At 57.8% G+C, this 20,742-nt stretch carries 17 protein-coding genes; 10 read left to right on the plus strand and 7 right to left on the minus strand.

Translation table 11 applies throughout. The features are described 5' to 3' along the window. Positions 1-3: 3 nt before the first annotated feature. A complete protein-coding gene (locus tag IEI95_RS05380; RefSeq protein ID WP_156532599.1) occupies positions 4-1,044 on the minus strand; it encodes a Gfo/Idh/MocA family protein in 1,041 nt (346 codons plus the stop codon). A gap of 459 nt (positions 1,045-1,503) precedes the next feature. Here IEI95_RS05380 and IEI95_RS05385 point away from each other — a divergent pair, with 459 nt between their 5' ends. The 6 genes from IEI95_RS05385 (at position 1,504) to fucP (ending at position 8,250) form a co-directional block, all read left to right on the plus strand. Beyond that, the gene (locus IEI95_RS05385) at positions 1,504-2,541 is read left to right on the plus strand and encodes a LacI family DNA-binding transcriptional regulator (RefSeq protein ID WP_156532598.1); all 1,038 of its coding nucleotides are present in this window, start codon (positions 1,504-1,506) and stop codon (positions 2,539-2,541) included. Positions 2,542-2,734: 193 nt separating this feature from the next. Beyond that, positions 2,735-3,751, plus strand: coding sequence for a sulfate ABC transporter substrate-binding protein (locus tag IEI95_RS05390; protein WP_156532597.1), 1,017 nt, complete (start codon positions 2,735-2,737; stop codon positions 3,749-3,751). Positions 3,752-3,778: 27 nt separating this feature from the next. After that, a complete protein-coding gene (cysT, locus tag IEI95_RS05395) occupies positions 3,779-4,636 on the plus strand; it encodes a sulfate ABC transporter permease subunit CysT (protein WP_156532596.1) in 858 nt (285 codons plus the stop codon). After that, the gene (gene cysW, locus IEI95_RS05400) at positions 4,623-5,492 is read left to right on the plus strand and encodes a sulfate ABC transporter permease subunit CysW (RefSeq protein ID WP_156532595.1); all 870 of its coding nucleotides are present in this window, start codon (positions 4,623-4,625) and stop codon (positions 5,490-5,492) included. Before cysT ends, cysW begins: the two co-directional genes overlap by 14 nt. Positions 5,493-5,506: 14 nt before the next feature. Continuing rightward, a complete protein-coding gene (locus IEI95_RS05405) occupies positions 5,507-6,544 on the plus strand; it encodes a sulfate/molybdate ABC transporter ATP-binding protein (protein WP_156532594.1) in 1,038 nt (345 codons plus the stop codon). A gap of 431 nt (positions 6,545-6,975) precedes the next feature. Next, complete coding sequence (gene fucP / locus IEI95_RS05410; RefSeq protein WP_087729943.1) at positions 6,976-8,250, plus strand: L-fucose:H+ symporter permease; 1,275 nt, start codon at positions 6,976-6,978, stop codon at positions 8,248-8,250. Between the two features lie 60 nt (positions 8,251-8,310). Here fucP and IEI95_RS05415 read toward each other — a convergent pair whose 3' ends face one another. Beyond that, complete coding sequence (locus IEI95_RS05415; protein ID WP_234617674.1) at positions 8,311-8,706, minus strand: SgcJ/EcaC family oxidoreductase; 396 nt, start codon at positions 8,704-8,706, stop codon at positions 8,311-8,313. Positions 8,707-9,078: 372 nt separating this feature from the next. On the opposite strand from IEI95_RS05415, the gene IEI95_RS05420 reads away from it, so the two are divergent. The 4 genes from IEI95_RS05420 to IEI95_RS05435 are packed head-to-tail and all read left to right on the plus strand — an operon-like array spanning position 9,079 to position 13,660. After that, positions 9,079-10,185, plus strand: a complete 1,107-nt coding sequence (locus IEI95_RS05420) for a sensor histidine kinase (RefSeq protein ID WP_194416129.1) — start codon at positions 9,079-9,081, stop codon at positions 10,183-10,185. Beyond that, entirely contained in the window at positions 10,182-10,835 is a 654-nt protein-coding gene (locus tag IEI95_RS05425) for a response regulator transcription factor (RefSeq protein WP_156532592.1), read from the plus strand. Before IEI95_RS05420 ends, IEI95_RS05425 begins: the two co-directional genes overlap by 4 nt. After that, on the plus strand, positions 10,832-13,174 hold the full coding sequence (locus IEI95_RS05430; protein ID WP_234934167.1) for a PAS domain S-box protein: 2,343 nt from the start codon (positions 10,832-10,834) through the stop codon (positions 13,172-13,174). The genes IEI95_RS05425 and IEI95_RS05430 overlap by 4 nt, the downstream gene beginning before the upstream one ends. 9 nt (positions 13,175-13,183) lie before the next feature. After that, entirely contained in the window at positions 13,184-13,660 is a 477-nt protein-coding gene (locus IEI95_RS05435) for a response regulator (RefSeq protein ID WP_194416130.1), read from the plus strand. Positions 13,661-13,678: 18 nt separating this feature from the next. On the opposite strand, the gene IEI95_RS05440 is transcribed toward IEI95_RS05435, so the two are convergent. From IEI95_RS05440 to IEI95_RS05460, 5 genes are read right to left on the minus strand one after another with little or no spacing between them, the layout of a single operon-like run. Continuing rightward, entirely contained in the window at positions 13,679-15,253 is a 1,575-nt protein-coding gene (locus tag IEI95_RS05440) for an ABC transporter substrate-binding protein (RefSeq protein WP_156532590.1), read from the minus strand. Positions 15,254-15,294: 41 nt separating this feature from the next. Further along, complete coding sequence (locus tag IEI95_RS05445; protein WP_156532589.1) at positions 15,295-16,371, minus strand: DUF917 domain-containing protein; 1,077 nt, start codon at positions 16,369-16,371, stop codon at positions 15,295-15,297. 2 nt (positions 16,372-16,373) lie between these two features. Beyond that, positions 16,374-17,498 (minus strand): DUF917 domain-containing protein, encoded by a 1,125-nt coding sequence (locus IEI95_RS05450; RefSeq protein ID WP_156532588.1) that lies wholly within the window; start codon positions 17,496-17,498, stop codon positions 16,374-16,376. Next, positions 17,495-19,048: a hydantoinase/oxoprolinase N-terminal domain-containing protein gene (locus IEI95_RS05455; RefSeq protein ID WP_194416131.1), complete on the minus strand. Its 1,554-nt coding sequence runs from the start codon at positions 19,046-19,048 to the stop codon at positions 17,495-17,497. The genes IEI95_RS05450 and IEI95_RS05455 overlap by 4 nt, the downstream gene beginning before the upstream one ends. Positions 19,049-19,072: 24 nt before the next feature. Beyond that, complete coding sequence (locus IEI95_RS05460; RefSeq protein WP_156532587.1) at positions 19,073-20,740, minus strand: dipeptide ABC transporter ATP-binding protein; 1,668 nt, start codon at positions 20,738-20,740, stop codon at positions 19,073-19,075. Positions 20,741-20,742: the final 2 nt, after the last annotated feature.

Consider the following 20,742-nt stretch of genomic DNA (forward strand, 5'->3'; position numbering starts at 1 on the left):
TCCTTATAGCGAAGCTGAAATGTCGATACGCTTGCCGCTCTTGGCGCTTTCGATGGAGGCAAACACCATGGCAAGACTGTTGATATTGTCGAAACCGGCGGTCTCGGGCGGCTCGCCACCGGCAACTGCCGCAATGAAGCTTTCCAGCACGCTGGCATGGCCATGCGTCTCAGCGAGCGCGATGTCTTCGGAAACGTTTACGGTCGTATATCCACGCAACAGGCCGGGGTCTTCTGCGGCGATAGAGGCCTCAAACAGCTCTTCCCCGTCCCAGGTCAGCATGCCCTGGCTGCCGACCAGCCGCCATGCACTTTCCCAACTGGTCCTGCGCCCTTCAGCGCACCAGGAGCCGCGATAGGTGAAAACCACGTCGTCAGTGAACTCGAAGATCGCATTGGCGCTGGCGCCATGGGCATACCAGGAGCCTTGCGGATTACGCTCCACACAATAGGCCGCCAGCGGCTGACGATTGGCAATGAAGCGCGCCGCATCGAAGGTGTGAATTGCCATGTCGAGCAGCAGGACATGCTCCATCTCATCCCGGAAACCACCAAAATGCGGTGCCAGGAAGAAATCGCAATGCACCGCCGTCAACTCGCCGATGGCACCGCTGTCCAGGAATTGCCGCATCCGGCGGACCCCTTGAATGAAGCGACGGTTCTGCACGACGGCGTGGATACGCCCGGTCTCAGTGGCCAGCTTAACCAGGGCCTTTGCCTCTTGCAGCGAATTGGCCATGGGCTTTTCGCTGAGCACGTGGCATCCGGCTTTCAGCGCGGTGGAGACGATATCGAAGCGGGCAGCCGGGATGACGACATCGAAGACCAGATCGGCTGCCGTCCGCTCGACAACATCGGCAAGGCTATTGCCCGTCACAGCACCTTCCAGGCCGAATTCCTCTGCAAGGGACTCGGCTGCCGAAACGTTGACATCAACGAGCCCGACAACGGAAATCCGCTCGGCAAGCGAGGGCGTGTCGGCAATGGCCCGAAGCCAGCCTTTGGCCATAGCTCCGCACCCGCATAAAACGGCTTTGAATTGCAAGATATCCTCCCTTGCATCCCATCCGGTCGCTATCGCGCCAGACATGGTTTCAGTTTCCGGTTTTCGATAGGTCGAAGCAGCAAACGCTCTTCCTACAGCCTCAGCCGCGCAAACTCCTCTTTGCATCGACTTCCGTAAACGTTTACGATACTAATCGTGGTTTTCGTCTCATGTCAATACGCGACGCCGTTATTGCACTCGGCAGCACGATAAACCGCGCCAAGTTCAAGGGAAAAACCGATTCCTGCTTGCGAAATTTTGCAGTACACCGGACAAGGCAGAGCATGGAATTTACAACCGGCCTGCTCATCTTAGAGCATGTCGCGCAAAAGTGTGCAGCGGTTTTGCGGTAACGGCATGCGTAAAAACAAAAACTTAAAGCGTGTTGCTTGAGGCTGATAAGCCGCAACACGCTTTAGCGCCTTTTGGTGAGGTCGCTTCAGGGAGAAAGTATCTGGCATGAAGGGCATACATCAGCTTGCAAAACATCTCGACATCTCCATCGGGACCGTGTCGCGCGCGCTGAATGGACGCCCCGACGTCAACGCGGAAACGCGACGGCGGGTGCTGGAGGCCGCTGAGGAACTGGGCTATGTCGCCAATCAATCGGGCCGCAGCCTGCGCAAAGGGACAACCAATGTCATCGGACTGATGATCGAATCCGGCAAGGATAATGTCGACAACAGCGACAACTTCTTTTTCGGTGTCATGGACGGTTTGCAAACGGTGTTTGCCCGCCACAATCTCGATCTCGTCCTGCTCCCCTGCCCCGCCGACGAAGACCCGCTGGAGTATCTACAGCGCATGGTGGCCCGCCGCCTGGTCGATGCGATGATCATTTCCGCCACCCAGCGGATCGACAAGCGCATCGATCTGCTGATCAAAACCAAAATACCCTTTGTAAGCCTGGGGCGCAGCACATCCGGCGGCAGCCATACCTGGATCGACCTGGATTTTGCCGGTGTCGCGGATTCCGCCGTGGATCGGCTGGTGTCGAAAGGTCATCGGCGCATCGCCATCGCCGCCCCCTGCACCGATATCAACCTCGGCACCGTGTTTACCGACGCCTATCAGGCCGCGCTGGAGCGCAATGGCCTGACCTTCGATCCGGCCTTGGTCCTGCGGGCCAAGTCCAGCGAAAGCGGCGGCTATAGCGTGGGCAGCGAACTGCTGGCGCTCGATCCGCGCCCGACCGCCATCATCCTGATTTACGAACTCATGGCGATCGGCCTCTACCGGCGGCTGACAGAAGCCGGTGTCATCCCCGGCCGGGACATGGCCGTTATCGGGTTTCGTGAAGCGCCCCGTGCCCGGTTTCTGCAACCCGCACTGACCTGCTACCGCCTTTCCCTGGAGGATCTTGGGGTGGAACTGGCCGAAACCTTGCTCGCCTCAATGCCGGATTATGCGGAAACGTACAGAACCCATGCCCGTAATCGCCTCTGGCCGCTAGAACTGGTGCCGGGCGAAAGCGATGCCTTCGACCTGCTGACATAGACCTGCCATAAGACTGTGCCTTGAGATCATCCTTGACCGTGCCGCAAAAATCCTCCCCGCCTCGCTGGAATTACGCTTGAAATTGCTAAGTTAGCAGCGGCCAGGGGCATGTTCTCTCTCGAATTGGCCTTGGCCGTTGACATACTCTACAACCTCAATAGATTTTAAAGTCTTAGGGGTTAAGGAGATCGCAATGTCCCGTTTTCGTACTGTGAAGATCATTGCCACGCTGGCGATAGCCGCAAGCCTCGCCATGCCCGCTGTTGCGGCCAATGTGACACTGCTGAACGTCAGCTACGACCCGACGCGCGAGTTGTACAAGGATTTCAATCCAGCCTTCGCCGCCTATTGGAAGCAGAAAACCGGCGATAGCGTTTCTGTGAGAATGTCGCATGGCGGTTCGGGCGCTCAGGCCCGCTCGGTGATCGACGGTCTTGAGGCCGATGTCGTGACACTGGCATTGGAAGCGGATATTTCCGCCATCGCCGAAAAGACCGGCAAGATCCCCGCCGACTGGAAAACCAAACTGCCAAGCAGCAGTTCACCCTATACATCCACCATCGTCTTTCTGGTGCGCAAGGGCAATCCGAAAGGCATCAAGGACTGGGCCGACCTCACCAAGGACGGGATCGAAGTGATCACTCCCAATCCGAAAACCTCGGGCGGTGCCCGCTGGAACGTACTTGCCGCCTGGGGCTGGGCACTGAAGGCCAATAATGGTGATCAGCAGAAGGCCAAGGAATACCTGAGCGCCCTGTTCAAGCATGTGCCAGTGCTGGATACCGGTGCGCGCGGCTCCACCACCACCTTCGTGCAGCGTGGCATCGGCGATGTTCTGCTTGCTTGGGAGAACGAAGCCTTCCTGTCGATTGATGAACTCGGCCCTGACAAATTCGACATCATCGTACCGTCCGTTTCGGTCAAGGCGGAGCCGCCGGTCGCCGTCGTCGAGGGTAATGCCAAAGCCCATGGGACCGAAGAAGTCGCCAAGGCCTATCTCGATTATCTCTATTCCGACGCCGGGCAGAAAATCGCTGCCAAGCATTACTATCGCCCTGCAAAGCCGGAACTGGCAGATCCTGCCGACTTGAAGCGGTTCCCGTCGGTTGATCTCGTCACCATCGAGGATTTCGGTGGCTGGGCAAAAGTGCAGCCGCAATTCTTCGCTGATGGCGGCCTGTTCGATCAGATCTATCAGCCCGGAAAGTAAGACTGCTCAGAAAGTAAGAAAATCAGAATGGCCCATAGTCCTGTTCAAGGCAGGTGGCAATTCCGTCAGCCGAGCGTTCTTCCCGGATTTGGGTTGACGTTCGGCTTTACGGTGTTTTACCTCGCCCTCATCGTTCTCATTCCCTTGTCCGGTCTGGTCTGGCGTTCCGCCGAATTGGGCTGGACGGATTTCTGGCATATCGCGTCCGACAGGCGGACGCTTGAGGCCCTGAAAGTCAGCTTCGGCTCGGCCATCCTGGCGGCGATGCTCAATGTCGTGTTCGGCGTATTGGTCGCCTGGGTGCTGGTGCGCTACAATTTCTGGGGACGGCGGATCATCGACGCGATGGTCGATCTGCCCTTTGCGCTGCCGACTGCCGTTGCCGGTATCGCCCTTGCCTCACTCTACGCGCCAAACGGCTGGATCGGCTCGCTTCTTGCACCGCTTGGCCTGAAAGTCGCCTATACCCAGGCTGGCATCGTCGTTGCCATGGTGTTTATCGGTCTGCCCTTCGTGGTGCGCACCGTGCAGCCGGTCATGGAGGAAATCGACCGCGACGTAGAGGAGGCCGCCGCCACGCTGGGCGCCAGTCGCTTCGCAACGATTTTCAAAGTGCTGCTACCAGGCCTGGCGCCGGCTATTTTGACTGGGTTTGCCCTTGCACTGGCGCGTGGGGTCGGGGAATATGGATCAGTGATTTTCGTTGCCGGCAATGTCCCCTATGTCTCGGAAATCGCACCACTTCTCATCGTCATCCGGCTGGAGGAGTTCAACTATGCGGGCGCAACCGCCGTCGGTGCGGTGATGCTGGCGATTTCCTTTGCCATGCTTCTGTTGATCAATCTCATTCAGGCTGCAAGCCGGAGAAAATATGGCAATGACTGACCGCCGCTCCCCTACCTTTCATCGAGCGACGACCGAAACGCCCGTCGTCCAATGTCTGCTCATCCTCGTCTCGCTGCTGTTTCTGTTGCTATTTCTGGTGCTCCCGCTGGTGGCGGTATTTTCCGAGGCATTCCGCAATGGCGCCAGCGCCTGGCTGGAAGCGCTTGTCGAACCAGACGCCCTCTCGGCCATGCGGTTAACGTTGCTGGTTGCGGTAATCGCCGTTCCCGCCAACGTGATCTTCGGGGTCGCGGCCGCGTGGGCGATTGCGAAATTCGAATTTCGCGGCAAGGCCTTTCTGATCACCCTGATCGATCTGCCGTTTTCGGTATCGCCGGTGATTTCCGGTCTGGTCTATGTGCTGCTGTTCGGCTCCAACAGCCTGCTTGGTCCCTGGCTGCGCACGCATGGCGTCGAGATCCTGTTTGCCGTACCGGGCATCGTGCTGGCGACGATTTTCGTCACCTTCCCTTTCGTGGCACGCGAGTTGATCCCGGTCATGCAGGAACAAGGCACTGGTGATGAAGAGGCGGCGATCAGCCTCGGCGCCAGTGGCTGGCAGACTTTCTGGCGGGTTACTCTGCCGAATATTCGCTGGGGGCTGCTCTATGGCGTGCTGCTCTGCAATGCCCGGGCCATGGGCGAATTCGGAGCTGTTTCGGTCGTATCAGGCCATATCCGGGGCGTGACCAACACCATGCCGCTGCATATCGAAATTCTCTATAACGAATATAACTTCGCCGCCGCCTTCGCGGTCGCTTCACTGCTGGCAGGGCTGGCATTGGTCACCCTCGTCCTCAAGACAACCATTGAACTACGCTATGCCGACCAATTGTCGGCTGCCCGTGGGCACTGATCGGGAATTCGCTCATGGAACTGAATATTCGCAATATCCGCAAGGACTTCAACGCGACCGCCGCCCTCCACGAACTGTCGCTGGACATCCGCTCCGGCGAGCTGATCGCGCTTGTCGGTCCCTCCGGTTCGGGAAAAACCACCTTGCTGCGGCTGATCGCCGGGCTTGAGCGGCCAAGCGCCGGGCAGATTTTCTTCGGCGACGATGATGCCTCGCGCAAGACCGTGCAGGAAAGGCAAGTCGGCTTCGTGTTCCAGCACTATGCGCTGTTCAAGCATATGACCGTGCTGGAAAATGTCGGCTTCGGCCTCACCGTTCGGCCCAAGGCATCGCGTCCGCCCAAGGCGGAAATTCGCAAACGCGCCTTGGAGCTGCTTGATTTCGTGCAGCTGTCGGGCCTTGAAAAGCGCTATCCCGCCCAACTTTCCGGTGGTCAGCGTCAGCGCGTCGCGCTGGCCCGCGCCATGGCAATCGAGCCAAAGGTGCTGCTGCTGGACGAACCTTTCGGCGCCCTCGACGCCCAGGTCCGCAAGGATTTGCGCCGCTGGCTGCGGGAGATTCATGACCGCACCGGCCATACCACCGTGTTCGTCACCCACGACCAGGAAGAGGCGCTGGAGCTTGCCGACCGGGTGGTGGTGATGAGCCAGGGCCGCATCGAGCAGGTCGGCACCGCCGACGACGTCTATGACAATCCGGCGGCCCCCTTCGTTCACCGTTTCATCGGTGAATCCTCGGCGCTGCCGGTGCGCATCGAATCCGGCGAGATCTGGCTTGATGACCGGCCGACCGGGCTTAAATCCGAAGGCAACGGCAATGCCACCCTGTTCTTCCGACCGCAGGAAGTCGAGATTGTCGATGGGTGTGGCGGCTGCTTTGCCGGAACGGTGATCAGCAGCCGAAGACTGTCGGGAACCCGCCGTCTGGAACTGGAGCTTGGCGGCGCACGGCATCTGGCGGAAATCGACGTTCCCGTCGATCATCCCGCCGCCACCCGAACCGGGATATCCTTCCGCCCCAAACGCTGGAAAGTCTATCCGGCAAGCGCCTGACCCAGGCGTCACAAGGCACCAGCATCGTGCGGCAAACTGGAAACCGCACGATGCTGGAGGATGTTTACACATCTTCGCCTTGTATAAATTATCAATATCTCAAACACATAGAGAAAACCGGGCCGAAAGGCTCGGTCCCTCAAATTGCATGGGATTACACCCTGCATCTTCTTGCGGTGCCCTATCAGGAGCGATAAGCCAACAGGGCTTACAACTGATCGTCCTCCCAAGCGGACAGTTGTCAGTCGCGGTTGCCCGCAGCCAGCACGCCGAAATCACGGTCAGGCTTTTTTGCGGAACAATCACGTTCTCCTCCGCGTTGCGGGCCGGCACTTGCGTATTCGAGCCGCAGCCACGGCCATCGCTCCGCCAGATCGTTAATCCATGCCGCAGTATTCCCGCTGCGCCGCATCAAGAAAAAAGAACCGAAAATGGCAGGAATTCAAACAGGCGCGTCGCAAACCGCGCACGCAGGAGCCAGCCGCTCCTATACCGGTCCGCTGATCGCGCTGACCTCTCTTTTCTTCCTCTGGGGCTTCATCACCTGCCTCAACGATATTCTCATCCCACATCTGAAAAACGTCTTTCAGCTGAATTACACGCAGACCATGTTGATCCAGCTGTGCTTCTTCGGCGCTTATTTTATCGTTTCCTTGCCCGCAGGGGCTCTCGTCAAACGCATCAGCTATAAATGGGGTATTGTTACGGGTCTTCTCGTTGCCGCCATCGGCTGCGCTTTGTTCATCCCCGCCGCAAGCCTGCGGGTCTATGGCCTGTTTCTCGGCGCGTTGTTCGTGCTGGCGGCGGGCGTCACTATTCTCCAGGTGGCGGCAAACCCCTATGTCACCGTGCTGGGCGCACCCGAAACGGCATCGAGCCGTCTCACCCTGACCCAGGCCTTCAATTCCCTGGGGACCACCGTCGCGCCGATTTTCGGCGCCTTCCTCATCCTGTCTTCGGCAACGGCTGCCGTTGAAAACGCCACACCGGAGCAGATGGACGCCCTGCGCATGGCGGAAGCCGCAGCGGTCAAATTTCCGTATCTGATGCTGGCTATCGCCTTCCTTGTTCTCGCTGCCATTTTCGCAGCATTGAAATTGCCAGCGGTTGAGGCAGAAGAAGATGCCAAGTCCAGCGATATTTCCGGGTCTGCCTGGGGCTACCGCCATCTGGTTCTCGGCGCAGTCGGGATTTTTCTCTATGTCGGCGCGGAAGTCAGCATTGGCAGTTTCCTGGTCAATTTCATGGCCGAACCCAGCATTGCCGGGCTGCCTGAACAGACGGCTGCCCATTACGTCTCCTATTTCTGGGGCGGCGCCATGATCGGGCGTTTCATCGGTTCTGCGGTGATGCGCTATATGGATGACGGCAAGGTTTTGGCCTTCAATGCGGTCGCAGCCGGTATTCTGCTTCTGGTGACAGTGCTCACAACAGGCCATGTTGCCATGTGGTGCGTGTTGTCGATCGGCTTCTTCAACTCGATCATGTTCCCGACCATTTTCAGCCTGGCGCTGAAGGGCCTGGGTCGCCATACCAGCCAGGGTTCCGGCATTCTTTGCCTCGCCATTGTCGGCGGTGCCTTGTTGCCCCTGGTTCAGGGCGGACTTGCCGATACGGTCGGCATCCACCTCGCCTTCCTGATGCCGATCCTCTGCTACGTCTATATCGCCTATTATGGCGCTCTCGGTTCAAGAACCGCAGCATAAACAGATGTCATGACATGTCGCCGTGCGTTCCCAGCGCGGCGACATGCCCATAACTTGCCTTTACGACGTGCGTTCCGGCATTGCCGAAGAGTGATGGGAGGAGATCAGCCATTTCCCGCCATCATAGTCATAGGTGAAGGTGTAGCGGGCCGGAACCTTTGTGCCATCCCCCAGGGTGAACGTGTAGACGCCGGTATCGATGGCCGTGTTGCAGCCCAGCTTGATCGTCCGGTTATCGACCACGCCCTGAGGCTTCTTTTTCAGAAAATCGACAAAATACGCGCGACGCTCTTCCTGCGTCAGCCGCGGCTGGTTCGACAGGGTTGCGAGGAGAACTGCATCATCCTCATAATTCGCGACAACTTTCTCCGGATCGAGCGTCGCAAGGGATGCATTCCAACGGTCAAACAACTTTTCCACCTGCTGCTGGGTCACTGGCGCGCATTCCTGTGCCATCGCGGGTGCGGCAAAAGACGATACCGAAAGACCGGCGGTTACACCGAATGCCAAAAGAATTTTCTGCATGAGACAGCTCCTTTATAAAGCCCGAGCCAAGCCCAACGCCGGTCGGTTGCTTAGAAAAGTGGCTATGAAGAAGAGCCGTTACGTCTGCCGCATGGTGTCGAAAGGATATGCCGAATGGCCTATGTAAACTGGTCCTTCTGTGTCCTATCTCTGACATCGACTACTGCATAATTCTTTAAACCGGAATCGGTTTAAAGAGAAAATTATGCAGCAGATATAAAGCGCTACAGCGAACCTTTGTGCGCCATATATGGCGCACGGCGCTGTAGGCGAGCGCGCCTTGATACAGGAGCATGAGGACGAATGACAACGGCGACGGACCCGGAACACCTTGCCTCTCCCATCCAGGAGTTGCGGACACTTTACCGGGAGGCGGAAGCCAGGGCCAGCCGGTTACGTCTCATCGTCGAAACACGCGCCAGCCTTGATCAATACCCTCTCCCCCGGGCGATCACTGATATCACCGGATTGATCGGCAGCTTTTGCGGCGGTGCGGCAATTCATTTGCGCACCCCAACAGATCAACACCAGACGATTGCCAATAATGCCATGGCCAGTAAGGATGGCCGGGTGCTCATCATCTTCGAGGATCAGGCCATCGCAAGGATGGGCAACGAGGATAAAACCAGCCTTCAGATCGTCGCCGACCTTGTCGCCGCAGCCGTTTTCGCCGATGACAGAGAACAGGAGCGGGAAGCCCTGCTCCTGATGCTTGCCGAGCGCGAAAAGCAGCTCGCGCAATTGGTGGCCGCCATTCTCTCCACACAGGAACGGGAGCGCGCCCATATTGCCTATGACCTGCATGATGGCGTGGCCCAGACCCTTGTCAGTCTGCTGCATCACTTGCAGGCATTGGAAGCTGATCCGGGCTTGACAACGGTCCTCGCAAAAAAGGTCGATCAATGCAGCGAGATTGCCCGCATGGCGATCCAGGATATCCGCCACGCGATTGCCGACTTGCGGCCCGCCGAACTTGATGACCTTGGCTTGCCAGCCGCCATCAGTGCAAAGCTGGACACCGTCGATGAGACTGCCTGTCGGCTGGACAACCGGCTCCCGGTTGACCGTCTGCCTCAGGCCATTGAAATCGTTCTTTATCGTGTGGCACAGGAAGCGATCACCAATGCCCGCAAACATGCGGGCTGCCAAAACCTGCATGTGCAATTGCGGATCGAAGCCGACCATGTCGTCCTTGAGGCGAATGACGATGGCTGCGGCTTTCCCCTTGCCGCAGCGCATGTCGGAGTCCAGGGCGAAACCAGACCGGTCCGTGGTTTCGGGATCGGCCTGTCGGCCATGCAAGAGCGGCTGTCGCTTGTCAACGGTACGCTGGACATCATCAGCGCCGCCAATCAAGGCACAAGGCTGATCGCCCGGGTTCCTCTTATCGACAAAGGCGAAAGCCAATGACCAAAGCGCGTATTCTGATTGCCGACGACCACGACTTGGCCCGATCCGGCATTATTTCGGTGCTGTCGGGTGCGCCAGATCTGGAGGTCGTGGCCGAAGCGCGAGATGGCCTGGAAGCAATCACGCTAGCAGCAAAGCTTTTGCCTGACATCGCCTTGCTCGATGTCCGGATGACACCGATGGACGGGTTGGCGGCGGCGGCAGAAATCCGCCGCGTATCTCCCTCGACGCGGATCATGATGCTGACGATGCATGACAGCCTCGACTATCTGGAAGCGGCGGTCAAGGCCGGAGCCAGTGGCTACGCGTTGAAGGATGTGCGGCGAGACACATTGCTGCGGATGATCCGAGCCGTTCTGGACGGCCAGGAATTCTTCGACACCGGATTGGTGCGGCGGATGCTGACCCGCGTCTCGCGCACATCGCCAGCCGAGGACGCCATTTCGCAGCTGACCACCCGTGAGCGGGAAATTTTGCAGGAGGTGGCACGGGGCGCAACCAACAAGGAAATCGCCCGCAGACTGTCCATCGCTCCGGGCACGGTCAAGGTTCATGTCGAGCGCATCATTGCGAAATTGCGGGTGGGCGACCGAACCCAGGCAGCGGTGCTGGCAGCCCAGGCCGGATTGGTCGAAGGAGAGGCATCATGACGGATATCCCGGCAAAGACTGTGGTGTCCGCCCACAGTCGCTTTCGCTTTCTCAACCAGCCTTTGGCCGTCAAAGGCCTGATCGTAATCGCATTGCCTCTGGCCTGTCTTCTCATTGCCCTCGGCTCCGTCTTTCTCGCTGACCGTGAAAGCCGAAAGGCAGAAAATTACGTGCGCGTCACCTTCGCCATTCAACAGGACATTCTGGAGCTGCACGCTTTGCTGGCCGAAGGTGCCTCCGGCGTGCGGGGATATCTTCTCACCCGCGACGAAACCTTCCTGGCCCCCTACAAGAAAGCCGTAACGGAATTGCCGGCGGTGTTTGCCGCCATGCGGCCACTGATCATCGATGCGGAACAACTTGAGCGGCTGAACCGGATGGAACCGCTGGTCGATAAAAAGCTGAAGGGTCTTGCCTCGCTGATGCAAGGTTCCGTTTCGAATAACCAGATTCCCGAAGCTTTGCGGCAGACATTGATTGCCAACAAAGCATTCCTGGACGAATTGCGTCTTCAGATTGCCGAGATGCGGCTAAGGGAGGACGCCCTTCTGGCGCAACGAACGGCCAAGGCCGATGAAATCCGGGCGCTGTCGCAAAGAATTACCCTATTGGGCGCGATCGCTGGTGTCATCGGATGCATCGGCGCTATCGTCTTGATGTCGAAAGGCATAGTCCGGCGGGTCGATAGGCTGAAACAGGCCGCCAACCGCTTGGCCCAGGGCCAAAGCCTGAGGCTGGCAGAACACGCAACGGACGAAATCGGCGAATTGTCGAGCGCGCTCGAAGAGGCAAGCCGTCTGCTGACGGCGCGCGAAGAGGCCCTGCGGGAAAGCGAGGAACGCTTCCGGCTGCTCGTCGATGGCGTCCATGACTATGGTATTTTCGGGCTGGATACCGATGGCAATGTGGTGAGCTGGAATGCCGGTGCAGAGCGTATCAAAGGGTATCGTGCAGACGAGATCATCGGCCAGCACTTTTCTCGCTTCTATCCTCTCGAGCATCGAGAAACACTACCGGTTCAGGAAATGGCGCAAGCCGCCGCTTTTGGCCGTGTCGAAGACGAAGGATGGCGGTTGCGCAAGGACGGTAGCCGCTTCTGGGCCAATGTGGTGATGACAGCCCTGCGCGACAAACAGGGCCAATTGCGGGGCTTTTCCAAGATCACTCGTGACGTGACGGATCGAAAACGAACCGAAGAGGCACTGCTGACAGCACGGCGCGACGCAGAACGGGCCAGCCAGGCGAAAAGCGAGTTTCTGTCGCGCATGAGCCATGAATTGCGCACGCCGTTGAATTCCGTTCTGGGCTTTGCACAGATCCTCGACATGGACATTGAGGATCGGGACATGCGCGAAAGTCTGGCGCAAATCCTCAGAGCTGGACGGCATCTGCTCAGCCTGATCGATGAAGTTCTCGATATCGCCCGGATCGAGGCGGGCCGCATGGAACTGTTGATAGAGCCGGTCGGGTTGGACGATATCGTCACGGAAGCCATTGCCCTGGCGGCTCCCTTGGCCGAACCAAAGCGATTGACGATCAGTGTGGAGATGCAGGCCGCGGGCCAAACTATTGTCGCAGTCGATCGTCGCCGGTTTTTGCAGGTGCTGCTGAATCTGCTTTCAAATGCGGTGAAATTCAACGGAGATGGTGGCGAGATCCGATTATCCGCTCAATTACTGACTAACACCATGATCGCAATTGATATTGCCGACACGGGCTGTGGAATTGCGGATGTGGATAGAGACCGGCTCTTCAAGCCGTTCGAGAGGCTCGGAGCCGACCGAAATGCCACGACCGGCACAGGCCTTGGCCTTGCCCTGTCGCTCAATCTGATGCGGGCCATGGATGGCGATCTTTTCTTGACCGAAAGTGACGCGACCGGCTCGGTGTTCTCCATCCAGATTCCCGTGTCACACGCCCCTTACGCCGTGGCAAAGACGGTGAAAACAGATGAAAAACGGGCAGTGGCAAGCGGACTGACAGGCAAAGCCACGGTCCTTTGCATTGAGGACAATCTTGTCAATCTCAACCTGATTGAGAACCTCGTGGGCCGCCGTTTAAAGACCAGGATCATTCCGGCCATGTTGGGTGGTCTCGGTCTGACGCTTGCCTTCGAGCACCGTCCCGATCTTGTTTTGCTCGATGTCGATCTGCCTGACATGAATGGGCTGTCGGTGCTTGCCGCCTTGCGTTCAGATCCTCGGACGCAAACCACCCCGGTCGTTGTGATAAGCGCCGATGCCACGGAAAAAAACACGCATGCTGGCGATGGAAAAAGGCGCAACGCATTACATGACCAAACCGCTGGATGTGCGCCGCCTGATGAAAACCCTGGATGAGGTTCTGACGTGAAATTTCCCTTCGACCTTGCCTCAGAGGCGCAGATACTGATCATCGATGACGAACCCGCCAATATTGCCCTGTTGGAAAGGCTTTTGCGGCGCGAGCGTTTCGACCGGATTGCATCGACCACCGACCCGCGCGAGGCCACCGCTCTTTTTACAAAGCACAAAGCCGATATTATCCTGCTCGATCTTCTGATGCCGCATCTGGATGGTTTTGCCCTGCTTGACCAATTCACGCGGCTGATCGGGCCGGATGATTTCGTTCCCATCCTTGTGCTGACAGCTGATGTGACAACAGAAACACGCCGCCGCGCCCTCTCGCTGGGCGCAAAGGACTTCCTGGTCAAGCCGATCGATACGGTGGAGACGGTTTTGCGTATCGTCAATCTGTTGGAAACGCGCTTTCTGTTCAAGGCGCTGAAGACGGCAAGCCTGGAAAATCCGGCTACCCAGCCTACCGATTTTCCAGGGTTGAAATAGTCGCAAACAGACCCCGGATTATTTGGCCGGGCACGTCCATGTCAGATTGTGGAAATTGTAATCCCAGCTCTGCATTGGCACAAATTTATAGCCCGAGATGCACTTGCTGAAGGCCACCTTCTGCACTTTCGTCAGCAAATTCACGTCCGGTGCCTTATCAGAAATCGCCTGTTGGATCTGCTTGTAGATCGCATTCTGCTTCGCGCTATCGGTGGTGGAGCGGGCGTCATCGATCAATTTATCGACCTCGGCATCCTGCAACCATTCCATTGAGGCCCATGTTCCCGCCGATTTGGAGTGATATTGCACGTAGAATACGCTATCTGGCGACGGATAGGTGGGGCCATAGAACACTTGCGTGGCCGCCGGCGTTGTTTCCGGCTTGGCCGCCAGTTCGGTGATGCGGTTCCAGGGTTCGGGCTTGATGTCCACATCCACGCCAATCTGCTGTAAATTGGATTGCATCAGAAGCGCGATATCCTCTTCAAACGACAGGCCTGCCACATAGGTCAGCGTCAGCTTGATCGGCTTTCCCGCATATTTGGACTTGGCAAGTTCCTCCTTGGCCTTTTCAAGATCGAATTCGGGCGCTTTCAGCGTATCGAGATAGGCATCCGCAAACACAGGGGCCATCGGCCCTGCCAGCGTGTCACCGGTCATAATCTGTGTCTGGATGGTTTTGTAATCGGTGGCATATTGCAAGGCGCGACGCACATGCACATCGTCTGTCGGCGTGGCTTTGGTGTTGAGTTTCAAATAAAAACCGGTGGCCGTTGGCGTGGTTGTCACCACATAGCCATCGGTTTTGGCCAGAGCATCATAGGTCTCGTTGGCTTGTGTGGTGGACGAAATACCCAATTGGCCTGATGTGGCAAGCGCCTTGACGGTTGCCTCGTCATTGGTCTGCACAAAGCGCACTTCATCAATCGGGTTAATGGGCCAGCCCGCGTAATATTTCTCGTAGCGGCTGATGACCATTTCCGAGCCACGTTGCCAGCTGGACAGCACATAAGGCCCTGCACCCATGGATTTTTCGCCAACAACATCCTCACCCCAGGGCTGCTTGGAAGCAGCCTTGACGGCATCCTCGTTGATCACCAACAGCAGCGGCGTGGTGGTCAGGAATGGCGCATAGACCTTGTTGAGTGTGATAGTGACATTGTGAGCATCCACCGCCTTCACATTGTCGGGGTTGATCAGCGTTGCAAACAGATAGGCCGGTCCCTTGTTGATCGCCAGCAGGCGCTGGACAGTATAGACGACATCCTTGGCCTCAACCGGAGAGCCATCCTGAAAACTTGCGTCCTTGCGCAGATGGAAGGTGTAGGTCAGGTTATCGCTGGACACATCCCAGCTCTCGGCCAGTTCCGGGATGATCTTGCCGGTGCTGTCCACGGTGGTCAGGCCATCGTAAAGGTTCACTGCAGCCAGATACTGGGTGTAATCGGTGATCTTGGCCGGATCAATGGTGCCAAACACCTGCGTTACATTCATCACGGTGGATGTTTTTGCCATGGCCACGTGTGGCGCGACAATGGCGGTTCCCATCGCCAAGACCACAGCAAGGTGCCTTAAAGTCTGTGTTGCGTTCATCTCATTCCCCTTTTTTTGACAGTTCGCTGTATTTTAAAAAATCATGCAGAGAGTGGCTTTGCGCTGTCGCCGTAGCCAAAATAGCCCGGCCCCGCGAGCGCCAAGCCTTCTGGCGTATGCCATTGCGGATCGGCGGGGATGCCGGTGAATTCCACCATCAAGCCGTAGCGCATCTGTTCGGTGGTCACGGGCAGGCCCATATCGGCATCAAGGGCGCAGATCAGGTCGGGCGTTGCCCAGACGGTTTCGCCATTTTCACCCTCAGCCAACAGAAACTCGTTTTGAAAATGCACAGCAAAACGCTGACCTGCAAAGCGATCCACACCGCGCAAGATCAGCTTTCCACGGGCAAAACCACCTGTTGTGGCGCGCTCCACATCCACCACGCGACCGGTAAAGAGATGGGTGCCACCGAGTTTTTCCCGAAGCGCCGCTCCGGCATGGCGAGAGCGGGCACGCTCGGTCAAAATGGTCTCGCCGATGGTGCGAATTTGCGTCATCGTGCCATGCAACAGCGCCTGTTTCATCTGCTTGCCACTCATGGCATAGGCGGCAACAAGGGCAGCACCGCCCATTTGAATGGTCACGGCGCGGGCCATTTTCTCGGTCCATAGATTGGAGACGGCGGAAAACAGCGAGGAATTGCCTTTGTCATCGGCCAAAACCAGCGGGCTTGCCGAGATCCCATGCAGGGTAAAACTCACCATCTGCAATTCCGGAAAAGCCCGGCCCATGCCATCACCATCCACCAAGGGAAGGCCCGTCACAGCCGCCACCATATAGGGAATGGTGGAGTTCAACCCGCCCGCCTCAACGCAGAGGATGGCTCCGGCCTTGCGGCCCAAAAACTGCTCCAGTTCATGCAGGGCTTTCAACACTTCCGCACCAGATGGCAGTTTTTCCAGCATCACGGTGGGCGCACCCATCATGAAGACGGAAATGCACAGTGTGTCATCATCCACTTCGTCTGCGGACACCACGGTGACAGGCCCATGCTCACGAAGGGCCGCTTGCGCCATCAGCTTGCCAATATAGGGATCACCGCCGCCGCCCGTGCCGAGATAGGCACCGCCAAGGGCAATGGCCTCCAGATCATGTTCTTGCACCTGATAGGCCATGATCACGATCCTTTCATCGGGGTGTAGACAATGCCATCCAGCCCAAAAGCTTTGGGGCCAACCACATCCAGTGCTTCGCGTGAGCGCAGCAGCGCATGGCATGGCAGGGCCACGATGGCGACGCGCTGGCCGTAGCGCAGCATTTCGGTGGTGATGGCTTCGCCGCTATCCACATCCAGCACCAGGATCAGGTCTGGCACGCAGCATTCCATCTCACCATCGTGGAAAAACACCAGATTTTCATTCTGGATCAGCACCGAGCCGGTTTCGCCATTGTGGGCATCAATGCCGGAAAGCTGCACTTCGCCACGCACAAAACCGCCGCGTAAATGGCGCTTCAAATCGCTGATCTTGCCGGTGAACAGCGTTTTGCCGTTCTCCTTTTTGCAGATGGCTTCAATTGGGTCATCGTGGTTTTTCTGCGCAAGCCTGACTGCCTGCCCAAGGCTGACGGCTTGCGTGTAGGAATTGGGAATGCCGAATTGCTTGACGAAAGCCCCGGTCATCGGTGCAGAAGCCAGTGTCGATGCCCCCCCTTGCGCCACCACGCAGGCCCGCGCCATGCGCTCGTGCCAAAGCTCGGATACCGCATGCTGAAACAGCACAACATTGCCATGCACATCGCACATGGCCGATGGCGTAGAGCTATGGCCGTAGATGGAAAACGTGGTCATCTGCATTTCCGGGAAGGCCCGGCCCATGCCATCGCAATCAATGACAGGAACACCGGTAAGGGCTGCCACCACCAGCGGCTCCATGGAATTGGACCCACCGATTTCCTCGCAGACAATGGCGTCAATGGTCATGTCCAGATGCGCTTCCAGCGCGCGGATGCAGCGCAGGCCCTCACGACCTTCACGCAAGCGCTCAATACCAACGACAGGCGCACCAATGCCACCCACGGAAACGCAAAGCGCATCATCATGGATTTTCTGATGTGGCAGAACCGAGAGCGTATAGCCCTCATCCAGCAATTGGCGGGCACGCAGCTTGCCAATATAGGGATTGCCACCGCCGCCTGTGCCCAGAATGCCAGCGCCGATTTCCAGCGAGTTCAGATCATCGCGGTCGAAAATCCAGAGGTCTTTCGGATCGAAATAATCCTTCGATGAGATAATCGCGCTCATGCTTGCCCTCCCATCTCACCCACGACTTTCACGTGGATGCGGGTGGCATTGCCGGGCAGATAGGCCAGCGGCACATCTTCACGTTCAATCACCTGAATGGTGGTGGGATCAGCGCCCGCAGCAACGGCGTTTTTCGTGGCTTCCTCTTCGGCTTGCTTCAGGCACAGTTCACGGGTCAGGCCATTTTCAAGCGCAAAAACCCGGTCTACTTCGCCAGAAATCTGGGCAATGGCAGCGCCAACAGCATTGGCAACCGAGAAGTTCTCAGGCCGGATGATCTGAAAATCACCCAGCTTATCCGGCATCAGGATAGAGCCGCCGCCAACGGCGATGACAGGGATTGGCTCTGGCGAGACCCGGCTGCGCTCAATGGCATTTTCCAGCATCTGATGGATACGGGCAAGCGCTGCCTTGGCAAGTTCTGGTGAGACATCGGCCACCTTGCTCTTATCGCCCACATCGACATGGCCAGCGGCCACGGCAATATCGGTTGCCGTCAGCGTTGCACCGCCAAACACTTTGGCTTCAGAGGTGATGCGATAGCCCACCGATTGCGGACCAACGGTCACGGTCTCAACGTCGCCACGCACCAGCGAACCGCCACCCAGACCGATGGAAAACACATCCGGCATACGAAAATTGGTGCGCACGCCGCCGACATCCACCACCGTTGCCGCCTGACGCGGAAAGCCCAGATGCAGCGCCCCGACATCAGACGTCGTGCCGCCAATGTCAACAACAATGGCTTCCTGCACCCCGGTGAGGAAGGCCGCACCGCGCATGGAATTGGTGGGGCCAGAGGCGAAGGTCAGAACCGGAAAGTCTTTCACCGTCTCCGCCGCCATCAGCGTGCCGTCGTTCTGGGTGATATGGAAGGGGCACGTGAGACCCGCACTTTTCAGTGCTTCGCCAAAGGCCCGCACGGTTTTATAGGCCAGTTCCAAAAGGCTGGCGTTCATGATCGCCGCACTCTCGCGCTCCAGCAACCCGATGCGGCCAATGTCGGTGGACATGACCACGGGCAGGCCCGGGCAATGTTCCTGCAAAATTGCTTTGGTCCGCTGCTCCATCGCCGCATTGATCGGGCCGAACACGCAGGTGACGGCTGCGGCTTTGAGATTGTTGGCGCGGATTTCACCGGCAATACGCTTGATCTCATCTTCATCCAGCGGCGAAATTTCGCGACCATCAAACTCATAACCGCCGCGCACCATATAGCCGTGCTTGCCAACCACGGGCTTCAGGTCTTCCGGCCAATCAATGGCAGGCGGCAAGCAGGCAGTGGCGGGCAGGCCGAGGCGGATGGCGGCAACCGGGGTCATATGCTTGCGCTCAATCACCGCATTGGTGAAATGGGTAGTGCCGATCATCACATTGGTCACAAGGCTGCGGTCAATGCCTGCGGCCTTGATCGCCCCTTCCATGGCCTCGACCACGCCGGTGGTGACATCCTCCGAGGTCGGAGCCTTGATACCGGACAGAACCTTGCCGCCCTGCATGACCACGGCATCGGTATTGGTGCCGCCCACATCTATTCCCAATCGGTACACGTGTGTTTTCCTTTCAACAACGGGTCACTGTCCGGTGCTTTGCACCAGAAAGCGACCTCGTTCCTCTTCACTAATGGTGGGTTTCAACGCCTCTTGCGCATCGGTCAGAACCGGAATGGCGGCAATGAGGGCGCGGGTATAGGGATGGCGGGCTGTGGCAAACACCTCGGCAGGCGTACCCTGTTCAACGATCTCGCCCTTGTACATGATGACGATGCGCGAGCAGAAATTGCGCATCAATGACAGATCGTGGGAAATGATCACATAAGTCAGGCCAAGCTTTGCGCGCAGGTCTAACAGCAGCTCAATCACGGTTTTCTGCACCGAGACATCCAGCGCCGATGTCGGTTCATCCAGAATGATGATCTGTGGATTGGCCGCCAGCGCCCGCGCAATCGCCACGCGCTGTTTTTGCCCGCCGGAAAGCTCATGCGGATATTTTGACACGAAATTGGCGGGCAGACGCACGAGGTCCAAAAGCTCGGTCATGCGCGCTTTGCGCTGGCCTTTATCAAGGCCCACATGGGCCAGCGGCACAGCCAAAATCTGCTCCACCGTGCGCTTGGGGTTCAGCGATGTGCCGGGATTTTGATAGACGATCTGGCTGAGGCGCAAAGCGCCATCTCTGGGCGTGCCGCGCACAACAATCTCGCCATCGCTGGGCTGCAACAGGTTCATCATCATCCGCGCCAGCGTGGTTTTGCCAGAGCCACTTTCTCCGGCAAGGCCAAAAATTTCGCCCTCATTGACCTGAACATTGATGTTGTTGACCGCCAGATGGCCGCGCTTGGCGCCAAACAGCGCCCGCTTGGCATAGAGTTTACGCACATTGCTCAGGGTAATGATCGGGGCCTTGTCGCTGACCGGCTGATCAACCACACCCTCGCCATAGAGCGGCGGCACCGCCGCCATCAGCTCGCGTGTATAGGCCTGTTGTGGGGTCTGAAATACCGATTTCAATGGTCCATGTTCAACAATACGGCCGTGCTGCATGACAATCACCCGATCCGCTGTCTGGCGCACCACACCGAGATTATGGGTGATCATCAGCAGTGACAGGCCCTCGTCTGTCACCAACCGATTGATCAGCCGCAGAATTTCATCCTGCGTGGTCACATCCAGCGCCGTACCCGGCTCGTCAGCAATCAACAGATCCGGCTGATGCAAAAGCGCCAACGCAATCAGCACCCTTTGGCGCATGCCGCCCGACAGTTCGAACGGCCAGGCGTTGAACACCCGCTCAACATCACCCAATTGCACCTTGCGCAACACTTCGAAAATCCGCTGTTTGCGCCCCTTCGGCGTGTCATAGATGCCCTGATTGCGATCAGCATAATGCATCACGTCTTCCAGATGCCGACCAATGCGAAACACCGGATTGAAGGAGGACAGCGGGTCCTGCATGATGATGGAAAAGGCAGTACCTTTCAGCTTGTTGCGCTCACCGGATGGCAGCGTCAACAACTGCCGCCCGCGATAGGCAATTGCGCCCGCCTCCACCTTGGCATTGCTAGGCAAAGTGCCGAGAATGGCCTTGGATGTCACGGATTTGCCCGATCCAGTTTCGCCAATCAGCGCGACCCGTTCTCCGGCCTCAATGTTGAAAGAGATGTCATGCAACACCCGGTTCACCCGGCCATAGCCGGAGAAGGCAACGGTCAAATCCTGCACGCTCAGCAAGGGATCAGCCATGG

The organism is Agrobacterium vitis (genome assembly GCF_014926405.1).
Classification (GTDB): Bacteria; Pseudomonadota; Alphaproteobacteria; order Rhizobiales; family Rhizobiaceae; genus Allorhizobium; species Allorhizobium vitis_H.

Excerpts from the sequence above, each read along its gene's own strand:
- cysT (WP_156532596.1), top strand. The coding sequence starts at position 3,779 with ATGGCCCATAGTCCTGTTCAAGGCAGGTGGCAATTCCGTCAGCCGAGC.
- IEI95_RS05445 (WP_156532589.1), bottom strand. The coding sequence starts at position 16,371 with ATGGCCTATCAGGTGCAAGAACATGATCTGGAGGCCATTGCCCTTGGC.
- IEI95_RS05440 (WP_156532590.1), bottom strand. The coding sequence starts at position 15,253 with ATGAACGCAACACAGACTTTAAGGCACCTTGCTGTGGTCTTGGCGATG.
- fucP (WP_087729943.1), top strand. The coding sequence starts at position 6,976 with ATGGCAGGAATTCAAACAGGCGCGTCGCAAACCGCGCACGCAGGAGCC.
- IEI95_RS05390 (WP_156532597.1), top strand. The coding sequence starts at position 2,735 with ATGTCCCGTTTTCGTACTGTGAAGATCATTGCCACGCTGGCGATAGCC.
- IEI95_RS05405 (WP_156532594.1), top strand. The coding sequence starts at position 5,507 with ATGGAACTGAATATTCGCAATATCCGCAAGGACTTCAACGCGACCGCC.
- IEI95_RS05415 (WP_234617674.1), bottom strand. The coding sequence starts at position 8,706 with ATGGCACAGGAATGCGCGCCAGTGACCCAGCAGCAGGTGGAAAAGTTG.
- IEI95_RS05450 (WP_156532588.1), bottom strand. The coding sequence starts at position 17,498 with ATGAGCGCGATTATCTCATCGAAGGATTATTTCGATCCGAAAGACCTC.
- cysW (WP_156532595.1), top strand. The coding sequence starts at position 4,623 with ATGGCAATGACTGACCGCCGCTCCCCTACCTTTCATCGAGCGACGACC.
- IEI95_RS05425 (WP_156532592.1), top strand. The coding sequence starts at position 10,182 with ATGACCAAAGCGCGTATTCTGATTGCCGACGACCACGACTTGGCCCGA.
- IEI95_RS05385 (WP_156532598.1), top strand. The coding sequence starts at position 1,504 with ATGAAGGGCATACATCAGCTTGCAAAACATCTCGACATCTCCATCGGG.
- IEI95_RS05460 (WP_156532587.1), bottom strand. The coding sequence starts at position 20,740 with ATGGCTGATCCCTTGCTGAGCGTGCAGGATTTGACCGTTGCCTTCTCC.
- IEI95_RS05430 (WP_234934167.1), top strand. The coding sequence starts at position 10,832 with ATGACGGATATCCCGGCAAAGACTGTGGTGTCCGCCCACAGTCGCTTT.
- IEI95_RS05420 (WP_194416129.1), top strand. The coding sequence starts at position 9,079 with ATGACAACGGCGACGGACCCGGAACACCTTGCCTCTCCCATCCAGGAG.